Below are 17,072 nucleotides of genomic sequence, written 5' to 3' on the forward strand. Positions count from 1 at the left end.
ATTATCATTACTTTGCTATAAGGAATGATAAAAAAAATAGAGATGGGGAGATAGAAAATGAATCAGAAAAAAGTTTTATTAGCAGGGGTATCAGCGGTTTTAGCTTTGAGTTTGGCGGCTTGCGGTAACAATGAAAAGGATAACGCAGCTTCAAAAAGTGCAAATAATGCAGCAGTAGCAGCTGAGGGAAATGCAAATAACAAAGGAAATGCGACTCAGGAGGCAGTTGCCACTGAACAAACCATTACATATCTAGGCAAGGATTATGTAGTACCTGCAGAGATTCACAATATCGTAGCTGCAAGTCTTGAATCTATGGAAGATGCTGCAATCCTAGGAGTGAAGCCTGTAGGCGTACTTGCTATAGCAAATGCCATTCCAGGTTATCTGTCAACTGACCTAGCGGGTGCATCCTTAGTGGGGGATAAATTTGCTCCAAGTAATGAAGCGATTCTGCAACTGGATCCAGATGTTATCTTAGGGTCTTCCAAGTTTGGGGAAGATGTGGCCGGCGCGCTTAATAAAATTCAAACGATGATTCCTTATTCACATATCTCAACGAATTGGAAAGATAATCTGCTTTTACTAGGTCAATTATCCGGAAAGACCTCAGAAGCAGAAAAGATTATTAGCGATTATGAATCAAAAGCTGCTAGTGCAAAGGCTGACGTTGGAGAAAAGTTGAAAGATAAATCAATTCTAGTTATTCGTATTCGTGAGGGTAGTATGTGTGTGTATCCAGCGGGTGTTTACCTGAATCCGGTTATTTACGAAGATTTAGGTGCTACCATTCCCGAAGTAATAACAACTACTAAAGCTCAAGCTGAGCTTTCACTAGAAGCTTTAGCGGAAATTAATCCGGACTATATTTTCTTGCAGTTTGAGACTAGCGAGAATACTGATAATGCAACAGCACTTGATGATTTGCTCAAGAATCCTATTTTCAAAAGCGTAAATGCAGTCAAAAACAATCATGTCTTTGTAAATGCAATTGATCCGTTGGCGCAAGGTGGTACAGCTTGGTCTAAAGTAAGATTCCTGGATGCTGCAATTGAAAATCTCTTGAAGTAAAACCGAAGGTGCGATGAATAAGATGAATACAAAAAATTGGAAAGTTATATTGATCCTATCAACTTCTCCATTATTCATCGTATTAGCAATGGTTGTATCCGTCTTATATGGTGTTAAGGATATTGGAATAGTAACAATCTGGCAGGCGATTACACACTTCGATGCAAATAATGTGGACCACAACATTATTATGACATCTAGATTACCGCGTGTAATCGCCGCTTTATTAGTTGGAGCGGCACTGGCTGTTTCAGGGGCGTTAATGCAAGGCGTTACACGGAATTATCTTGCATCACCATCGATTATGGGAGTAAATGACGGATCGGCATTTGTTATTACGTTGGCTATGGTGTTTTATCCTGGATTATCGAATGTTCATATGATTCTTTTATCCATGGTGGGTTCTGCTATCGGAGCGGGTTTGGTTTTCGGATTTGGCTCATTGGTCAAAAACGGCTTATCTCCAGTCAGACTAGCCATTATTGGTACTGTAATTGGTACATTTTTAAGTAGTATTGCCTCAGCAGTAGCGATGTTTTTTCAAGTCTCACAAAATGTTAGCGTTTGGTATAGCTCGAAAATACATACTGTAAATCCAGATATGCTAATATTGTCCATTCCTTTTATAATCGTTGGTCTACTCTTGGCAGTTAGTATTTCTAAATCTGTAATGGTTGCCTCCCTAGGGGATGAAACGGCAATTAGCTTGGGTCAACGGACAAAATGGGTGAAAATCATCAGTATTTTATCTGTTGTATGTCTGACCGGGACAGCAGTGGCCTTAGTAGGTAAGATTGCCTTTGTAGGTCTAATCATTCCTCATATTACACGTTTTATCGTTGGTATCGACTATCGTTTCATCATTCCTTGCTCAGCAGTCATTGGGGCTGTTTTTTTAGCATTTTGTGATGTCTTAAGCCGGTATATTAACTTTCCGTTTGAGACGCCAATTGGCGTTGTGACAGCCTTTATTGGAATCCCGTTCTTCCTTTATTTAATTCGGGTTAAGGGGGGAGAGCAACGTGGATAGAGGCAAAATACAGTTTAGTCGCTATATATTGACGCTACTAGCTTTTATCCTGCTAACACTTGTGGCGGGGTATTTTCATCTTACGAATGGCGCTTTTGATATGTCTGTCATGGATGTGATAAAAACGCTGCTGCGAATAGATCCCAATCCTAAATTTGACCTGGTTATTTTTCAATTTCGACTACCACGGATCATTATTGCGTCGTTAGTAGGCATAGGTCTGGGGATGGCTGGAACGGTCATTCAAGGCATTACCCGAAACGGGCTGGCTGATCCAGGCATCCTTGGGATTAATGCAGGTGCCGGAGCTGCCATTGTTGCATTTATGTTTTTCTTTCAGATGTCAGGGGTTACTTTTTTTAAAGAAAGCTGGTTTTCGATACTAGCCATGCCTCTCTTTGGTTTTGTGGGGGGGCTTGCCGCAGTTGTGGTTATCTTTATTTTCTCTTGGCGGAATGGTGCACTTGATATGCAACGTTTGATATTGACAGGGATCGCGATAAGCAGTGGTTTTGGCGCGTTGTCGTTGTATCTATCTCTAAAAATGAATGCAAGTGATTATGAAATGGCTGCGGTGTGGAGTGTCGGAAGTATTTACAGCGCGAATTGGACTTATATCATAATGATCACACCTTGGGTGCTGATTTTAGGATTTGTGATGTATCGAAAAAGCTATTTGCTCAATTATTTTCAATTGGAGGATTCCAGCACAAAAAGCTTGGGGATCTCCGTAGAAAAAGAAAAGCTGATCTTTCTGTTATGCAGTGTGGGGATTGTAAGTGTCTGTGTATCTGTATCCGGTTCTATAGGTTTTATAGGATTGATGGCTCCTCACATCGCCAGAAGATTAGTAGGGATTAATCACCGCTATATTATGTTATCCAGTGCAGTGGTTGGGATGTTTTTGCTGGTGATCTCGGATTATTTTGCCAAAACATTATTTCAGCCAGCAGAGTTACCTGTGGGAATAGTTGTTTCGATTATTGGCATTCCCTATTTCTTATATTTATTAGCCAAGTCAAGAGTATAGGGGAGAGTGAGCAGCACATATGTCAACACAAGTTGAACTCGAACGCACAGAATCATGGAAGCTAGAATCTCAGTATATGGGCTACACGTATGATATAAAGGTCTCAATTCCGAGAGAAGAGGCCCCTGAGCATGGATTTCCCGTCTATTATATGCTCGATGGTAATTCATATTTTCAATTGGGCCGGGATGTTGTGAAATTGCAGTCAAGAAATGCGCCGAAAACTTTGATTGCACCAGCCATCGTGATTGGCATTGGGCATTATGGTTCAGATGATGAGGTCTCCAAAAGAAGATTTTATGATTTCACGCCTCCTGCGAAGCAGTATGTATATCCAGATCGATTGAAAAATGCTGACATAGGACCACATGGTGGTGCTGAAAAGTTACTATCTTTTTTAGAATTGGAATTAATGCCCCTGATCTCTGAAAAATATAATATCGATCAGCATAAGCAAGTTTTGTTTGGTCACTCATTAAGCGGATTGTTTGTTCTCTGGACGCTGTTTACTCGTGCCGAGCTATTCCAGTATTATTTGGCCTCTAGCCCCTCGATTTGGTGGAATGATCATGAAATCTTGGCGTATGCGGAGGCGTTTTATAAGAAGGGGCAAACGATAAGATCCGAGAAACGAAAGCTATTGATCACAGTGGGCAGTGAAGAGGCATTTATGGTCGATGATGCTAAAGGATTATTTTCGAAATTGTGTGAGTATTCTTTGCCTGACTTGCAGGTTGAACATTACATAGCGCCAGATGAAAACCACGCGTCAGTAGTACCGACCATCATGAGCAGAGCGTTCCGTATGTTGAATTGTTAAGGAAGGGGCTATGATGCAGGATGATGTTAGGAGAACTTACTACTTTTGAACATATGGGGCGACAAATTATCGTGTATCTCCCTAAAGCATATCATTTGTTTACTGAGCGAAGCTTCCCGGCGGTTTTCTTACAGGATGGCGATTTCTTGTTCAAAGAGTCGATTGCTGATATAGAAAGGGATGTGGAGGAGGGGATTACAGAACCGGTTATTTTTATCGGGATTGATTCTCAGCGACGCAATGATGAATATACACCTTGGGAAATGCCTGCTCTTTTTAAGGATTGGTCCTTTGGGGGCAAGGGGGATGACTATTTGGATTACGTATATAAGGAACTGGTCCCGCATATAATTCGTTCCTTTCGGATCTCTCATGAGCCGGGCAAATTGGCATTAGGCGGTGTATCACTAGGTGGGTTAATAAGTCTGTACGCGATGTACAAGACGGAGTCTGTTTTTGAAAATTTTATATTCATATCCGCGTCTGTGTGGTTCAAAGATTTTATACATTATATGGAGACTTCAAAGTTAGATAGGGAATGCAAAGTCTATATGTATGTAGGTGAACAGGAAGGTATCCAGAAGACTAATGCACAGAAGGACATGGTGCCTAATAGTAAACGTGCTTTTGATATTTTAAAAGAGAAGATAGATGGAGCTGATCAGCGGGTGATGTTTGAGACAGATCCATTAGGCACGCATAATGACACGTTTTTTCTGCAATATTTTCCGAGTAGCATCAGGTTCTTATTTCCCGCAAAATGAATAAAAGGACGAGCAGGAGAGAGTATCCTTGCATCGTCCTTTTTATCTTATCTTCTCTTAGCTATGCTTCTGTATATTCTCAAGATGTACGTCCAAATTATCAAAGGTTTGTGAAATACCCGGTAGCATCCCCATATCAATCACTTGTTGTAACGCTTCTGGAGAAGCGTATTTACCGGTGTTAACCAGCTTCGTTTGACCATCCAGCTCGATAAAATCTAGTTGGACTAGTGTCTCGGGCAGATCTTTTGAAATATTACCTTCGGCATCTGAGAACCCGTCCGTGTAAATAATTTGCTCTGGAATCGAAATTTCCCCATAAATCGCCTTACCCCAAGACTCCATACCGTAGAAATCTCCCTGACTCTTATCCTCGCACTTCATGCAATAATGCCAAGTACCTCCTGGACGGAAATCGACATGGCATACGGGAAGTGTCCAGCCTTTTGGCCCCCACCAATGCTTCAAATGCTCAGCCTCAGAAAAAGCTTTAAAAACTAGCTCACGTGGAGCTATAAAAATACGCTCTAATATTAGAGTGCTGCCTTCAACTTTGGATACTAGTTGGTTGGTTTGGTTAGAATTTGTCATTGGATAAATCCTCCTCGTTTACTTTTCATTATCTAATTCCTTGCTTTGTAGCTTCTGCAAATAATCATCCAGTCGATCGTAGCGTTCCTCCCACATATGACGGTAGGATTCTAACCAAGTGTCTAATTCCTTAAAGGGGTCAGGGCGGAGCTTGCAAATGCGCCGATTAGCAACAGCTTGAACTTCAATAAGGCCTGCTTCACTGAGAACACGCAAATGCTTGGACGCTTGAGGCTGCCGCAGCTGAAGACTTTCTGCGATCTCTCCAACGGTTAGGGGATTCTCGCGTAATAGTTCAACGATCTGCATACGATTAGGCTCTGCTAAAGCACTCATTACGTTAGTATTCATAAACAAGCATCACTTCGATTCATTGATTTGATTCGGATTTCATATGACGGGCCGTGATGGAGCGACTCAACAGGCCTACTTCCTTGTATTTCCTGTTTGCATTTACAATATACCATTAAGTGAATATTCCTGTAAAGGGATATTTAAAATTTTCATTGTATGATAACTTCAAAAGAAGGGCATAGTACAATCATTACGTAGAAATATGTTCCATGATAACCATTAAACTTTACAAAAAACATAGGAATAGATATAATTAAGTATAACTTATCGGTTTTAGATTTACGCAAGGGGCCTAACGCCAGTAGGCTCCTTTTGTATTTCTTGGCCATGTTACAGGAGGGTGAAGGTCATACACAATGAAAAGATTATGGTTTGTGTTCATTATGGTCCGCATGGGGAGCGTTTAATCCGGCGTGGTGTGCAACTATCTGAAATAATAGGGGCCCCATTGTTTGTATTAAATGTCGATAGTTCGGACAATGATGAATATAATCAGAGCAAAGAAATGTATATGACGGTTTGGAAACGTCTTGCCGATGAAGCTGGCGCAGAATTTATCATTCGGAAACGTGAAGGCCGAAAAACAACTGATATTATTGTAGAAGTAGCTGAAAAGAATGAGGTTACACAGATCGTAATTGGACAATCTGCTCAGACTCGATGGCAGGAGCTTACCAAACGCAATTTCATCAATGAACTCATTGGTAAAATGAAAATGATGGATCTGCATGTAGTTGCCGTTCAACGGATGCGCGCCGGGCTGGAAGAAACCCATGAGGAAGGCGTAATCGCCTACCTGGTCAAAATCGGGGATGAGTATCAGCTCAGTGATGAACCTAAGGGTGAGTATTCGCTTAAAGGAAAGTTCTTTCACGAATTACACACAGAATTTGAGAACGGTTTATTCAGAATTGAGCAAGAAGATGGAAAGGCTAGATATTTGCATATTTGTGATGGCACATTGACCGATTCTTTATAATCGGCGTGCCCTTATCTTCATGAGGGCCTATTATTAAGGGCCCTTCCAATCATATGATCTTTGGCTTTTGGTAAAAAAGTAAGTACTAAAGTTCACAACTTGATAAGCTCAAGTGGAAAAGGAGGACTGCCTTTGCTGCATGTAATCATACTTGTTCCGTTTCTAATGGCCTTAGTAATCGCACTTTTGACCAAGAGAGCATCCAACCTTCATAGAGGATGGCTTGTTTTCCCCGGTTCACTCGCTTTGTTTGTATATTTTTTAACCCGGATTCCTGTTATTAAGGGAGGGGATTTGGGATATGAAACCGTTTCATGGATTCCTTCCCTAGGCATTGATTTGGTTTTCCATCTGGATGGATTAAGTTTACTGTTCGCTTTGTTAATCACTGGAATGGGTAGTCTTGTAATTATCTATTCGATTTATTATCTAGACAAGCGAAAAGAAGCGTTGACCCCTTTTTATATTTATTTAATGTTGTTTATGGGAGCGATGCTTGGCGTTGTGCTCTCGGATAACTTGATGGTGCTATACGGTTTTTGGGAATTAACAAGTGTCTCGTCATTTCTGTTGATTGCTTTCTGGCATCGGCGGCAAAAATCGCGGTATGGTGCTCTCAAATCTATGTTGATTACCGTATTTGGTGGTTTAGCGATGTTTGCCGGCTTTTTAATGCTTTATGTAATGACAGGCACCTTTAGTATCAGGGAAATTTGGAGTGAGGTTGGCGATATTAGCGGGCATGCTTTATTTATTCCGGCGATGCTACTAATTCTCTTAGGCGCCTTCACCAAATCAGCTCAGTTCCCGTTTCATATCTGGCTGCCGGATGCCATGGAGGCACCGACACCCGTCAGCGCATATCTTCACTCGGCAACGATGGTTAAAGCTGGATTGTATCTTGTCGCCCGTTTCAGCCCTATTTTTGCGGGGCAATATGAGTGGTTTTGGGTTGTGTCAGGCGTCGGTTTGATCACCTTGATTTATGGCTCTATCCAGGCGATGAAGCAGACGGACCTGAAGGCTCTATTAGCCTATTCAACGATTAGTCAACTTGGACTGATTATGGGATTGCTAGGAATGGGATCGGCAGCGGCATTTTATGCAGGGGAAGATTCAGTCTTTTACACTGCTGCAACAACAGCGGCTATCTTTCACCTTATTAACCATGCCATCTTTAAAGGCTCTTTGTTTATGATGGTCGGTATAGTTGACCATGAGACGGGTACCCGCGATCTGCGAAAGCTGGGCGGACTGATTTCCATTATGCCGGTTACCTTTACGGTAGCGATGATCGGCAGTTTCTCCATGGCTGGTTTGCCGCCATTTTCAGGATTTTTAAGTAAAGAGATGTTTTTTACAGCTGTCCTGAATATCCGAAACTTGGATATATTCTCTATTCCCTCGTTGTTTACGCTCTTCCCGGTTTTGGCCTGGATTGCCAGCGTGTTTACTTTTGCATACAGTATGATTTTGGTATTCCACACCTTTTTCGGAAAATATCAGCCTGAGAAGCTGGACAAAAAACCGCATGAAGCCCCATTTGGACTTCTGCTTGCCCCGTGCCTGCTAGCAGTGCTGTCTATATTTATCGGTTTTTTCCCGAATATACTATCTAATACACTTATTATCCCTGCAATGAATGCTATTCACCCTATCTTGCAGACCGGGGAACCTTTTGTCGTGAATATCCATTTCTGGCACGGCTTTACACCAGAAGTATGGATGACACTTGGTGTTGTGATTCTTGGTATTACTGTATACCGAATCTATGGCCGCTTAAGTCTGGTCGATAAAGAATGGGGCAGTGGCTACACTTTAAATCAAGTCTATGACGGAGTAATCCGGCTGGTTGAGAAATTGTCTAGATGGGTGACTAGTTCTTATATGACTGGTTCCATGAGACATTATTTAATGTATATTTTTTCTTTCTTGATCGTAACGATTTGCGGTGTCGTCTGGTATTCAGATGGAATTACACTTGGTACGACTGAGTATACTCCTTTTTCTTTGTTTGAGGTTATTGCTGTAATGGTTTTGCTTCTAGGTGCTTTAGCTATTCCGTTTGTGCGTTCCAGAATAACAGCCATTTTGTTAACAGGAATGGTTGGTTATATGGTTACTTTGCTCTTTGTTCTGTTCAGAGCTCCTGATCTGGCGCTTACGCAAATGATTGTTGAAGTGGTATCTGTTACATTGTTCCTATTATGTTTCCGGCATTTGCCTAGGCTGGAAAAAGAGAAGCTCAAACCTCGTGCGCATTTCCTGAAACTAATTATTTCCATCGGGATGGGCGTAACGATGACATTGGTTGCACTTGCTGCTTTAGGCAGTAGTCCGTTCGAATCCATCTCGAAATATTATGTGGAGAATAGCTATACTTTGGGTGGCGGTAAAAATATTGTCAATGTTCTGCTCGTTGATTTCCGCGGCTTTGATACCATGTTTGAAATAACAGTACTAGGCCTTGCCTCACTTGCTATTTATTCCATGATCAAGCTGCAGTTGGATGGAGAGGGTACAGCAGACCAACTGAAGAGGGTTGTTCCCTATAATAAGCCTCGTTATTCCCGAAGTGATGATGTGTTACTGCAAGCGGTAGCTAAAGTAGCATTCGTTATCATTCTGATATTTTCGTTGTTTTTGTTTTTTGCCGGTCATAATAATCCGGGAGGCGGATTTATTGGGGCTTTGATGGCATCTGCAGGTTTGGTGCTACTTGCTATTACTTTTGGGATGGATATGGTTGAGAAGGTGCTGCCTATTAATTATCGTAAGTTAATTGCGATCGGGATTTCGATTGCTTTTCTTACCGGGGTTGGCTCATTTATATTCGACGTACCCTTCCTGAGCCAAACGTTTGGATATTTCCAATTGCCGCTTATGGGCAAAACAGAATTAACCACTGCAATGTTCTTTGATCTTGGTGTTTATCTAGCTGTTATTGGTGTCACTATGAATATCATACTTACGATCGGGAGGGATAACTAATGGAGCTTGTTGTTGCCTTGGCGATCGGCGTATTGTTTTCCGTAGGTGTTTATCTAGTCCTTTCCAAAAGCTTGCTACGCATCCTGCTGGGTACTAATTTAATTACCCATGGTGTTCATTTACTGCTACTGACAATGTCGGGTCTCAAGACAGGTGCTCCACCTTTGCTAGGTGAAAAAGCGGAGGCGTATGTAGATCCGTTACCGCAGGCGCTCATTTTGACCTCTATTGTAATTAGTTTTGGAGTAACAGCATTCTTCATTGTTTTGGCATACCGGACTTACCGTTCGACGGGCACGGATGATGTGGAAGGAACCAAGGAGGAGAGACAACAATGAACAACTTGCTAGTGCTGCCTCTGCTGATTCCGGCCTTTACGGCAGTTATACTGATTTTTCTAAAAGAACGAGTGGATCTGCAACGTATTATCAGTGCCGTCAGTGTGTTTTTAAATATCTTGGTTTCTGGAATCATTGTGTACCAGGTAAGTACAAAGGGCATCCAGACCCTATATATGGGTGGATGGCTTCCACCTTATGGCATTGTGTTTGTTGCCGATATGTTTGCGGCCTTACTTGTGCTAGTCGGTGCTATTGTTGGTGCGGCTTGTCTATTTTTTTCCTTCGCCAGCATTGGGGAAGAAAGAGAACGGTTTTATTACTATCCGTTTTTCCATTTTCTATTAACTGGGGTATTTGGCTCCTTTCTCACCGGAGATTTGTTTAACTTGTTCGTCTGCTTTGAAGTCCTGTTAGTTGCCTCGTACGCTTTAATTGTACTTGGTGGCTCCAAAGGTCAACTGAGAGAGACGTTAAAATATGTATTAGTTAACGTGATTTCCTCTTCCTTGTTTGTAGCAACGCTTGCTTATTTATATGCCGCGACAGGAACACTGAATATGGCACATCTATCTATGCGTGTAGCAGAGGCGGGACAAGGCGGTGTAATGAACGTCATTGCGGTTCTGCTGCTGATCGTATTTTCGATAAAGGCAGGTTTGCTGCTCTTTTTCTGGCTTCCGGATTCTTATAGTGCACCACCTGTGGCTGTTAGAGCACTGTTTGGAGCATTGTTAACGAAAGTGGGATTGTATGCCATTACACGTACCTTTACATTGATTTTTATTCAAGAACCGGGACTCACCCATTCACTGATTGCCTGGATGGCGGGAGCGACGATGATCCTTGGTGCAATCGGTGCACTGGCTTACAACGATCTGGGGCGGATTTTTAATTATAATATCATCATCAGTGTTGGATTTATTGCTTTTGGGATTTCTGTCGCGACTCAGGATTCGTTAAATGGTGTAGTGTTTTATTTAATGCATGACATGGTTGCCAAAGCATTATTATTTTTCCTGGGCGGGATGATTATCTCAGCATCGGGCACAGACCGCTTAAAAGAAATGGGTGGTTTAATCCGACGCTATCCGTGGACCGGCTGGATGTTCTTCGTACTGACTTTGGCGTTGGTTGGTGTTCCACCACTTAGTGGTTTCGCTGGAAAAGTGATGATGGTGCGTAGCGGATTTGGACAGAATCATGTGGCTCTGGCACTAATTGCACTTGCATCAAGCTTCATAGTGTTATATTCCTTGATCAAGGTATTCCAGCAGGTATTCTGGGGTGGCGAGAAAAGGGAAGAACAAGTCAAACCGCTTCATTATAAAGCTATGATGGCACCGGCAGCTGTTCTGTTCGCGATTGTAATTCTGATGGGTGTAGGTGCTGAGACGGTAAACGGATATGTCAGCCAAGCCGGAGCCGTACTGGCCGATCCAGCATTATACATTAACGCTGTCATGAAGGAGTAGATACTATGGCTTTTCAACTATTATTGAATTTCATGATAGCATTCCTGTGGATGTTTCTGCACAATGATTGGACTGGGCCACGTTTCGTCATAGGTTTCCTGCTCGGTATACTCATTCTGCTCGGAATGCGACGCTTTTGGCCCAGATTATATCTTGGAAAAGTGTGGGCGATCATTAAACTAATCCTGTTGCTGCTGCGGGAGCTGGTCGTTTCTAGCTATGTAGTGGTAAAAGCCGTTCTAAGACCGGAGCTTAATATACGTCCAGCTATCCTCAAATATACTACAGAGCTGAAATCAGATTGGGAAGTGGCAACGTTAATCACGATGCTCTGCCTCACTCCTGGATCGGTGGTGCTTGAAGTGTCGGATGATAATCGGACATTGTATATTCACGCTATGGATGTTGATGACCCTGCACAGTTCAGAGCAAATATCCGTGATACCTTTGAGCGAGCGATACTGGAGGTGACCCGCTAATGATTCATTTTATTCTTATGCTATCCATTACGATCATGGCTTTAGCTATAGGCGTATGTGCTTGGCGTTTGGTGAAAGGACCTTCTTTACCTGACCGAGTCGCTGCACTAGATACGATTGGAATTAATCTGCTAGCAATGGTGGCCGTGTTATCTGTCTTTCTCCAAACGCAGGCTTTTATAGAAATTATTTTATTGATTGGAATTCTTTCTTTTATTGGAACGACAGCCTTTGCCAGATATATCGAAAAGGGAGTGGTGCTAGAAAATGGAAATGATCAAGACTACAGGTGAGTTGCTGTTTGCCTTGTTAATTCTTACAGGGGCATTGCTTAGCGCCGTTAGTGCTATTGGTTTGATACGGCTACCTGATGTTTATCTAAGATCACATGCTGCCGCGAAGAGTGCCACTCTCGGTGTGTTATGTGTCTTAGTTGGGGCATTTCTATATTTTGCATTTTTTCAGAATCATATTAGTGCAAAGCTATTACTAGGAATTGTCTTTGTATTTATAACTGCACCTTTATCCGCCCACCTAACAGGTAGGGCGGCATATCGCTCCGGTGTTCCTCATTGGGATCGAAGAATTCAGGATGATTTAAAAGAGGTGCTGGAGAAAGAGCAAGTTATACCAGTAACCCCTGAACGAGATATACCTCAAGAACAAAGGTAGAAGTGTTAGGAATTATCTTGATTTTCAATAACAGCAGCAAAAACTGTAACAAACCCGCGTCTACACGCGGGTTTGTTTTTTATTAATGGAGTACTATTCTTTTGTTAACATCTCAACGAACCAATATTTTACCTTCTCCAGCGAGCCTGCGTAGCACCCTCGGAAGACACTCAATGTCAGCTTCAGGTATGTCTAATTGAATACCGTAATGGAAACAGTCTTGCTGTTCTCTATTCCATTTTAGAATTCCTTCTAAGTAAATAGATTCATCCGTAAGATTCATTTCCATACCAATCCGTACTAGGTTATTTTCTGGATTAATGTTGAGGGGTAACGATAAGTGGCAGCCTGTTCGACTGATGTTAAACAGTACAGCTCTTACAGGCTTAGAAGGAACCTGGATTCCGTTAATACTAAGAATATGAAGATCAAGGGTTACAGGTTCTTTAAGGGTATATCGAAAAGGTTCAGTTCTGCGATTAGTGTTCATATGCTCCTCCATACTTTTCCATCTACTATAAATTATCGACAGGAAAACAGGATTAGTGAAGAGTTATTAAACATATTAAAGTTTCGAAGTTACAAAAGCTGCATACCTAATTTTTGATTCTATCGTAACAATGTAAGTATTTCTTTTACAGAATTATCTACAAATGATCTTTCAGGACGGGATTTCATGATCACAGTAAGTCCAATTAATGATATGACTAGTGTCTGCGCTAAACTTTTTGCGTTAATAGTTGAATCAAGCTCACCTGAGCGCAAACCCCGATCAATCGTTTCTTGAAATATTACCGAGAGATACATCTGGTGTTCTCTTGTCAGGAGCTCAAATTTCTCATCGTGGGGTGAAAGTTCAACCATCGAATTAATGCAAAAGCATCCCCAGTTCGGATGTTGTCCATATTCTTTTGCCACTATATTTTCGAAAAAGTCACGGAATGCCTCTTTAACAGAAGAATTGTTTTGAAGCTTGTTACGAACATAGGCAGCATGAGAGCTCGTATATTTCCGCAACGCAGCTTCAAATAGTCCTTTTTTATCTCCGAAGGTAGAGTAGATGCTAGGCCGCTGAATACCCATTCTTGATGTCAGGTCGCTTAAAGAGGTAGCCTCGAACCCTTTTTCCCAAAATACTTGCATAGCTGCATCCAATGCTTTTTCCTCATCAAATTCACGTGGTCGAGCCATAGTAACTCCCTCTTTTCATATCGAACGGTATGATATTATTTTATGGTTTGAATATTATTATGTCAATAAGAAATGAACGTATAAATAGTCGGCTTCTAATTTTTGGTTGTTCTATAAGCTAATCTCTTGACAGTTATCTTTTTTTAGAGTTATATTTGTCAAACGTATTTACGTACTGAATGGTATGTAATGTATGAATTTGATAAAAGTTAATCAGGAGGCGTTATTTTTGGGGGAATCTGTTGAGGAATCGAAAGCTATTATAGCGGATCAAACAGTCAAAAAAGCTGAAAAAGTACAAGGAGGGTTTAGAGCGTCGGAACAAGTGCCTGTATCAATAATATCTCGTAATGTGGCACTTTTATTTTCCATCGCCTGCGGAATAGTAGTTGCTAACATATATTATGCGCAGCCTTTACTGGACGCTATTTCGAACGAGTTTGGTATTTCTCATTCATTCGTTGGACTTGTTATTACAATCACTCAAATTTTTTATGCACTTGGACTGTTATTATTAGTGCCTCTGGGTGATCTATTAAATCGGCGTTGGCTGATCGCTGGACAGATGCTTCTATCCGTATTGGCTTTAATTGTCGTTGGTACTGCCACCAGTAGTAAAGTGTTATTCATAGGTATAGCAGCGGTTGGGTTTCTAGCCGTAGTGACACAGACGCTCGTTGCATTCGCGGCAACTTTGGCTGCTCCAGCCGAACGTGGGCGTGTCGTTGGTGTTGTGACAAGTGGAATCGTAATTGGTATTCTACTGGCGCGAACTTTCGCTGGCGTATTAATGGATTTAGCAGGTTGGCGTTCTGTCTACCTTGTTTCCGCGGTATTAACACTAATCATGGCATGTGTATTGTTTCGGGTGTTGCCACATTATGAGCATAAAAGAGAATCATTATCTTACCTACAGCTGATTCGTTCAATGTTCACGTTGTTTGCTCAGGAACGAACTCTTAGAATCCGTGCTGCACTAGGCATGATGATTTTTACCGCTTTCAGTATATTATGGACATCTCTAGTATTACCTCTCAGCGCCCCACCGTTTTCTCTTTCACATACTGCGATTGGAGCGTTTGGTCTCGCAGGTGTTGCAGGCGCGTTAGCAGCAGCGCGAGCAGGTCGCCTCGCCGATCGGGGTTTAGGGCAGAAGACCACAGGTGTAGCCTTGATTCTTTTGCTCATATCATGGTTGCCAATAAGTTATGTTCAGCATTCGCTTATTGCATTAATCGTTGGTATTATCCTTCTTGATCTTGCAGTACAAGCTGTACATGTCACCAATCAGAGCATGATCCTTACTTTGCGACCTGAGGCACGCAGTAGGCTTACTGCCGGTTACATGATTTTTTATTCCATTGGCAGCGCCACTGGATCGATCGCATCTACCAGTATCTATGTTTACTTTGGCTGGAACGGAGTGAGTTTGTTAGGTGCAATTGTGAGTGCTCTGGCTCTTCTTTTTTGGTTATTAACAAAGGAGTAACTGAAGGGATGAGTATTCGTGTTGAAAAAATTGTAACACTTATCTCGTATAATTAGGTGCGATATCTAAGTCTTAACGCTCCAGCCAGGGTTATAATGCTTCGTGTTACCTGGCTGTGAGAGCAATTCGAAAAGTTCAATTCAACATGAAAAATAAACAAAAAGCTCAATTAGAAACTACATCTGTTGTTGAATTAGGGAGGGGATCTTTTGGTGAAATAAATTCGTGAATGATTTGACGGAAGTATTCGTGATTATCATAGCTATTGTACATACGCCAGGCCATTGTTTCTGAATTCCCAAAAAATAACCGCTCAAATTGGGTTTGGCGGCCACCGAATGCACCCGCTCCCAGTTCCCATGCGACCCGGAATAAGGCATTTCGGTACCAAGCATCCGAGACATTACCCTTCAAATACTGATGGAGGTATGAACCGGCACTTGAACTGAAGTCCGATTCAGAGATGATCATGATAAGCCCGCTTGAACTGAGATTTTGAACCATTTCAACCATCTTGGGATAAAACTCTGAAAAGTGAATGGTTGAAGCTAGAAGAGGGCCTTTATCAGGAACAAGAAATCCAAATTTATCGTGGGATGCTCCTACTTCAGAAGCGAGTCTTAACGCTTTGAATGTTTCTAGAAACGTCAGTATTCTTGAAATCGGCAGAATGGTGAAGGACTCGAGCTCAGCATTTTGTTCTTCTGCCAAAGATTCTAGCACACCGAGAAAGAACTCAGTCTTAGCAATATAGCGGGTGATGATTTGGTGACCCATATGGGTATGAAAGTGACTCTCACCGAACAATCGGGCACAGTAGATCTCATCTCCGTAATAAAATATTCGATCATGAGGGATGAGTACGCGGTCAAATATAACAAGCGTATCCATTTCTTCATATATAGAACTTAAGGGATGGTCGTAAGTAGATGGGGCTGAGTAACTTTCACGGCAAAAAAAAGTCATCCCAGGCAGATCATTAGGTACTGCAAAGGCAAATGCGAAGGGATTATCATCATCTACAAGGGATGGTGAAGGCGTAGGGAATACTAGCATTTCATCGCATGTAGCCCCTTGTGTTGCCATCATAAAAGCACCGGTCACAACCATCCCTTCGTCCTTGATTTCTACGACTTTAGCAGCGATAGAATCCTCTGTGGCATCAACCTGACCGGATATTTTACTTGCTTGTGGCTGGATGAATGCATGGGATAAAGTAATGTCATGATCTCGGCAGTAGGCATAGTATTTCCTGAGGTTCTCGGCATATTTCGGATGAAGGTCCTCAAGGATATCGGCAGCAGTAAACAGAGACATGATTGCCGTATTCATATAATCTGGGGAGCGTCCTAAAAAACCGTGATGTCTGTTTGACCAGAGTTCAATCATTTTTCTTCGACTTTCTAAATCTTCAACACTTTTGGGTGGGAGAAAAGATAGACCAACAAGCTCTCCAGTATCAGGCGAAGGGTAGGTCATCTGCGCTAAATAACGTTCGTCACACTGCATGTTGTACATTTCGGCTTGTGTTTGTATGAGGCCTTGAAATGCAGGATGTTTGGATAATGGTCCTTCGATACGCGTCCCTTTGTACCAAATATTGATATTTTGCCGGTCGATTCGTTCGATGTATTGATTACCATTTTTAATAGGCACATGTTCCACCTCTTTGGAGAGTTGTATTAATATTTTTAATGTACGTAATCATAATTCTTCTTGTACATTGTCCATACTCCGGGTCAGTGAAGGGGCCAACCTTAATTTAAAGTATAAAAAGAGGATATTCACAATTATTTCC

General features: G+C 41.9%; 18 protein-coding genes. 13 read left to right on the forward strand and 5 right to left on the reverse strand.

Annotation, left to right across the window (positions count from 1 at the left end; translation table 11 throughout):
• Positions 1-57: 57 nt before the first annotated feature.
• Genes MHI27_RS13155 through MHI27_RS13175 form a run of 5 tightly spaced genes read left to right on the forward strand, consistent with a single transcriptional unit; the run spans position 58 to position 4,715 of the window.
• Positions 58-1,071 (forward strand): ABC transporter substrate-binding protein, encoded by a 1,014-nt coding sequence (locus MHI27_RS13155; RefSeq protein ID WP_405176452.1) that lies wholly within the window; start codon positions 58-60, stop codon positions 1,069-1,071.
• Between the two features lie 13 nt (positions 1,072-1,084).
• A complete protein-coding gene (locus MHI27_RS13160; RefSeq protein WP_341054298.1) occupies positions 1,085-2,101 on the forward strand; it encodes an iron ABC transporter permease in 1,017 nt (338 codons plus the stop codon).
• On the forward strand, positions 2,094-3,131 hold the full coding sequence (locus MHI27_RS13165) for an iron ABC transporter permease (protein WP_076299385.1): 1,038 nt from the start codon (positions 2,094-2,096) through the stop codon (positions 3,129-3,131). The genes MHI27_RS13160 and MHI27_RS13165 overlap by 8 nt, the downstream gene beginning before the upstream one ends.
• A 19-nt stretch (positions 3,132-3,150) precedes the next feature.
• Positions 3,151-3,951 carry an alpha/beta hydrolase-fold protein gene (locus tag MHI27_RS13170; RefSeq protein ID WP_339803204.1) on the forward strand — a complete coding sequence of 267 codons (801 nt, stop codon included), beginning with the start codon at positions 3,151-3,153 and terminating at the stop codon, positions 3,949-3,951.
• 20 nt (positions 3,952-3,971) lie between these two features.
• Positions 3,972-4,715: an alpha/beta hydrolase gene (locus MHI27_RS13175; protein ID WP_405176453.1), complete on the forward strand. Its 744-nt coding sequence runs from the start codon at positions 3,972-3,974 to the stop codon at positions 4,713-4,715.
• Positions 4,716-4,772: 57 nt separating this feature from the next.
• Here MHI27_RS13175 and MHI27_RS13180 read toward each other — a convergent pair whose 3' ends face one another.
• Positions 4,773-5,306: an SRPBCC domain-containing protein gene (locus MHI27_RS13180; RefSeq protein ID WP_405176454.1), complete on the reverse strand. Its 534-nt coding sequence runs from the start codon at positions 5,304-5,306 to the stop codon at positions 4,773-4,775.
• A gap of 18 nt (positions 5,307-5,324) precedes the next feature.
• A complete protein-coding gene (locus tag MHI27_RS13185; protein ID WP_340969103.1) occupies positions 5,325-5,657 on the reverse strand; it encodes a metalloregulator ArsR/SmtB family transcription factor in 333 nt (110 codons plus the stop codon).
• Between the two features lie 343 nt (positions 5,658-6,000).
• Here MHI27_RS13185 and MHI27_RS13190 point away from each other — a divergent pair, with 343 nt between their 5' ends.
• The 7 genes from MHI27_RS13190 to mnhG all read left to right on the forward strand — a co-directional run bounded on the left by MHI27_RS13190 (position 6,001) and on the right by mnhG (position 12,594).
• Positions 6,001-6,639: a universal stress protein gene (locus tag MHI27_RS13190; protein WP_231573438.1), complete on the forward strand. Its 639-nt coding sequence runs from the start codon at positions 6,001-6,003 to the stop codon at positions 6,637-6,639.
• Between the two features lie 126 nt (positions 6,640-6,765).
• Positions 6,766-9,630, forward strand: a complete 2,865-nt coding sequence (locus MHI27_RS13195) for a Na+/H+ antiporter subunit A (RefSeq protein ID WP_339271614.1) — start codon at positions 6,766-6,768, stop codon at positions 9,628-9,630.
• Entirely contained in the window at positions 9,630-9,968 is a 339-nt protein-coding gene (locus MHI27_RS13200; RefSeq protein WP_042187622.1) for a Na(+)/H(+) antiporter subunit C, read from the forward strand. Before MHI27_RS13195 ends, MHI27_RS13200 begins: the two co-directional genes overlap by 1 nt.
• Positions 9,965-11,443, forward strand: a complete 1,479-nt coding sequence (locus MHI27_RS13205) for a Na+/H+ antiporter subunit D (RefSeq protein WP_076282806.1) — start codon at positions 9,965-9,967, stop codon at positions 11,441-11,443. The genes MHI27_RS13200 and MHI27_RS13205 overlap by 4 nt, the downstream gene beginning before the upstream one ends.
• 5 nt (positions 11,444-11,448) lie before the next feature.
• Positions 11,449-11,922 carry a Na+/H+ antiporter subunit E gene (locus MHI27_RS13210; RefSeq protein WP_042187625.1) on the forward strand — a complete coding sequence of 158 codons (474 nt, stop codon included), beginning with the start codon at positions 11,449-11,451 and terminating at the stop codon, positions 11,920-11,922.
• Positions 11,922-12,215, forward strand: coding sequence for a Na(+)/H(+) antiporter subunit F1 (locus MHI27_RS13215; protein WP_042187626.1), 294 nt, complete (start codon positions 11,922-11,924; stop codon positions 12,213-12,215). Before MHI27_RS13210 ends, MHI27_RS13215 begins: the two co-directional genes overlap by 1 nt.
• Positions 12,190-12,594: a monovalent cation/H(+) antiporter subunit G gene (gene mnhG / locus MHI27_RS13220; RefSeq protein WP_042187627.1), complete on the forward strand. Its 405-nt coding sequence runs from the start codon at positions 12,190-12,192 to the stop codon at positions 12,592-12,594. The genes MHI27_RS13215 and mnhG overlap by 26 nt, the downstream gene beginning before the upstream one ends.
• A gap of 112 nt (positions 12,595-12,706) precedes the next feature.
• Here the strand turns inward: mnhG and MHI27_RS13225 are convergent, their stop codons facing one another.
• Both MHI27_RS13225 and MHI27_RS13230 read right to left on the reverse strand, forming a co-directional pair.
• Positions 12,707-13,084 (reverse strand): PilZ domain-containing protein, encoded by a 378-nt coding sequence (locus MHI27_RS13225; protein WP_042187629.1) that lies wholly within the window; start codon positions 13,082-13,084, stop codon positions 12,707-12,709.
• A 119-nt stretch (positions 13,085-13,203) separates the two neighbouring features.
• Entirely contained in the window at positions 13,204-13,785 is a 582-nt protein-coding gene (locus MHI27_RS13230) for a TetR/AcrR family transcriptional regulator (protein ID WP_339270837.1), read from the reverse strand.
• Between the two features lie 229 nt (positions 13,786-14,014).
• Here MHI27_RS13230 and MHI27_RS13235 point away from each other — a divergent pair, with 229 nt between their 5' ends.
• Positions 14,015-15,274, forward strand: a complete 1,260-nt coding sequence (locus tag MHI27_RS13235; RefSeq protein WP_405176455.1) for an MFS transporter — start codon at positions 14,015-14,017, stop codon at positions 15,272-15,274.
• 165 nt (positions 15,275-15,439) lie between these two features.
• On the opposite strand, the gene MHI27_RS13240 is transcribed toward MHI27_RS13235, so the two are convergent.
• Positions 15,440-16,930, reverse strand: coding sequence for a 4-hydroxyphenylacetate 3-hydroxylase family protein (locus MHI27_RS13240; protein ID WP_405176456.1), 1,491 nt, complete (start codon positions 16,928-16,930; stop codon positions 15,440-15,442).
• Positions 16,931-17,072 lie beyond the last annotated feature (142 nt).

The sequence above is a fragment of the Paenibacillus sp. FSL H8-0261 genome (assembly GCF_045040645.1).
Classification (GTDB): domain Bacteria; phylum Bacillota; class Bacilli; order Paenibacillales; family Paenibacillaceae; genus Paenibacillus_AQ.

Bases quoted from the DNA above. Each gene is read 5' to 3' on its own strand.
- MHI27_RS13160 (WP_341054298.1), top strand. From the start codon at position 1,085: ATGAATAAGATGAATACAAAAAATTGGAAAGTTATATTGATCCTATCA.
- MHI27_RS13155 (WP_405176452.1), top strand. From the start codon at position 58: ATGAATCAGAAAAAAGTTTTATTAGCAGGGGTATCAGCGGTTTTAGCT.
- MHI27_RS13215 (WP_042187626.1), top strand. From the start codon at position 11,922: ATGATTCATTTTATTCTTATGCTATCCATTACGATCATGGCTTTAGCT.
- MHI27_RS13210 (WP_042187625.1), top strand. From the start codon at position 11,449: ATGGCTTTTCAACTATTATTGAATTTCATGATAGCATTCCTGTGGATG.
- MHI27_RS13205 (WP_076282806.1), top strand. From the start codon at position 9,965: ATGAACAACTTGCTAGTGCTGCCTCTGCTGATTCCGGCCTTTACGGCA.
- MHI27_RS13185 (WP_340969103.1), bottom strand. From the start codon at position 5,657: ATGAATACTAACGTAATGAGTGCTTTAGCAGAGCCTAATCGTATGCAG.
- MHI27_RS13200 (WP_042187622.1), top strand. From the start codon at position 9,630: ATGGAGCTTGTTGTTGCCTTGGCGATCGGCGTATTGTTTTCCGTAGGT.
- mnhG (WP_042187627.1), top strand. From the start codon at position 12,190: ATGGAAATGATCAAGACTACAGGTGAGTTGCTGTTTGCCTTGTTAATT.
- MHI27_RS13230 (WP_339270837.1), bottom strand. From the start codon at position 13,785: ATGGCTCGACCACGTGAATTTGATGAGGAAAAAGCATTGGATGCAGCT.
- MHI27_RS13175 (WP_405176453.1), top strand. From the start codon at position 3,972: ATGATGTTAGGAGAACTTACTACTTTTGAACATATGGGGCGACAAATT.
- MHI27_RS13225 (WP_042187629.1), bottom strand. From the start codon at position 13,084: ATGAACACTAATCGCAGAACTGAACCTTTTCGATATACCCTTAAAGAA.
- MHI27_RS13180 (WP_405176454.1), bottom strand. From the start codon at position 5,306: ATGACAAATTCTAACCAAACCAACCAACTAGTATCCAAAGTTGAAGGC.
- MHI27_RS13170 (WP_339803204.1), top strand. From the start codon at position 3,151: ATGTCAACACAAGTTGAACTCGAACGCACAGAATCATGGAAGCTAGAA.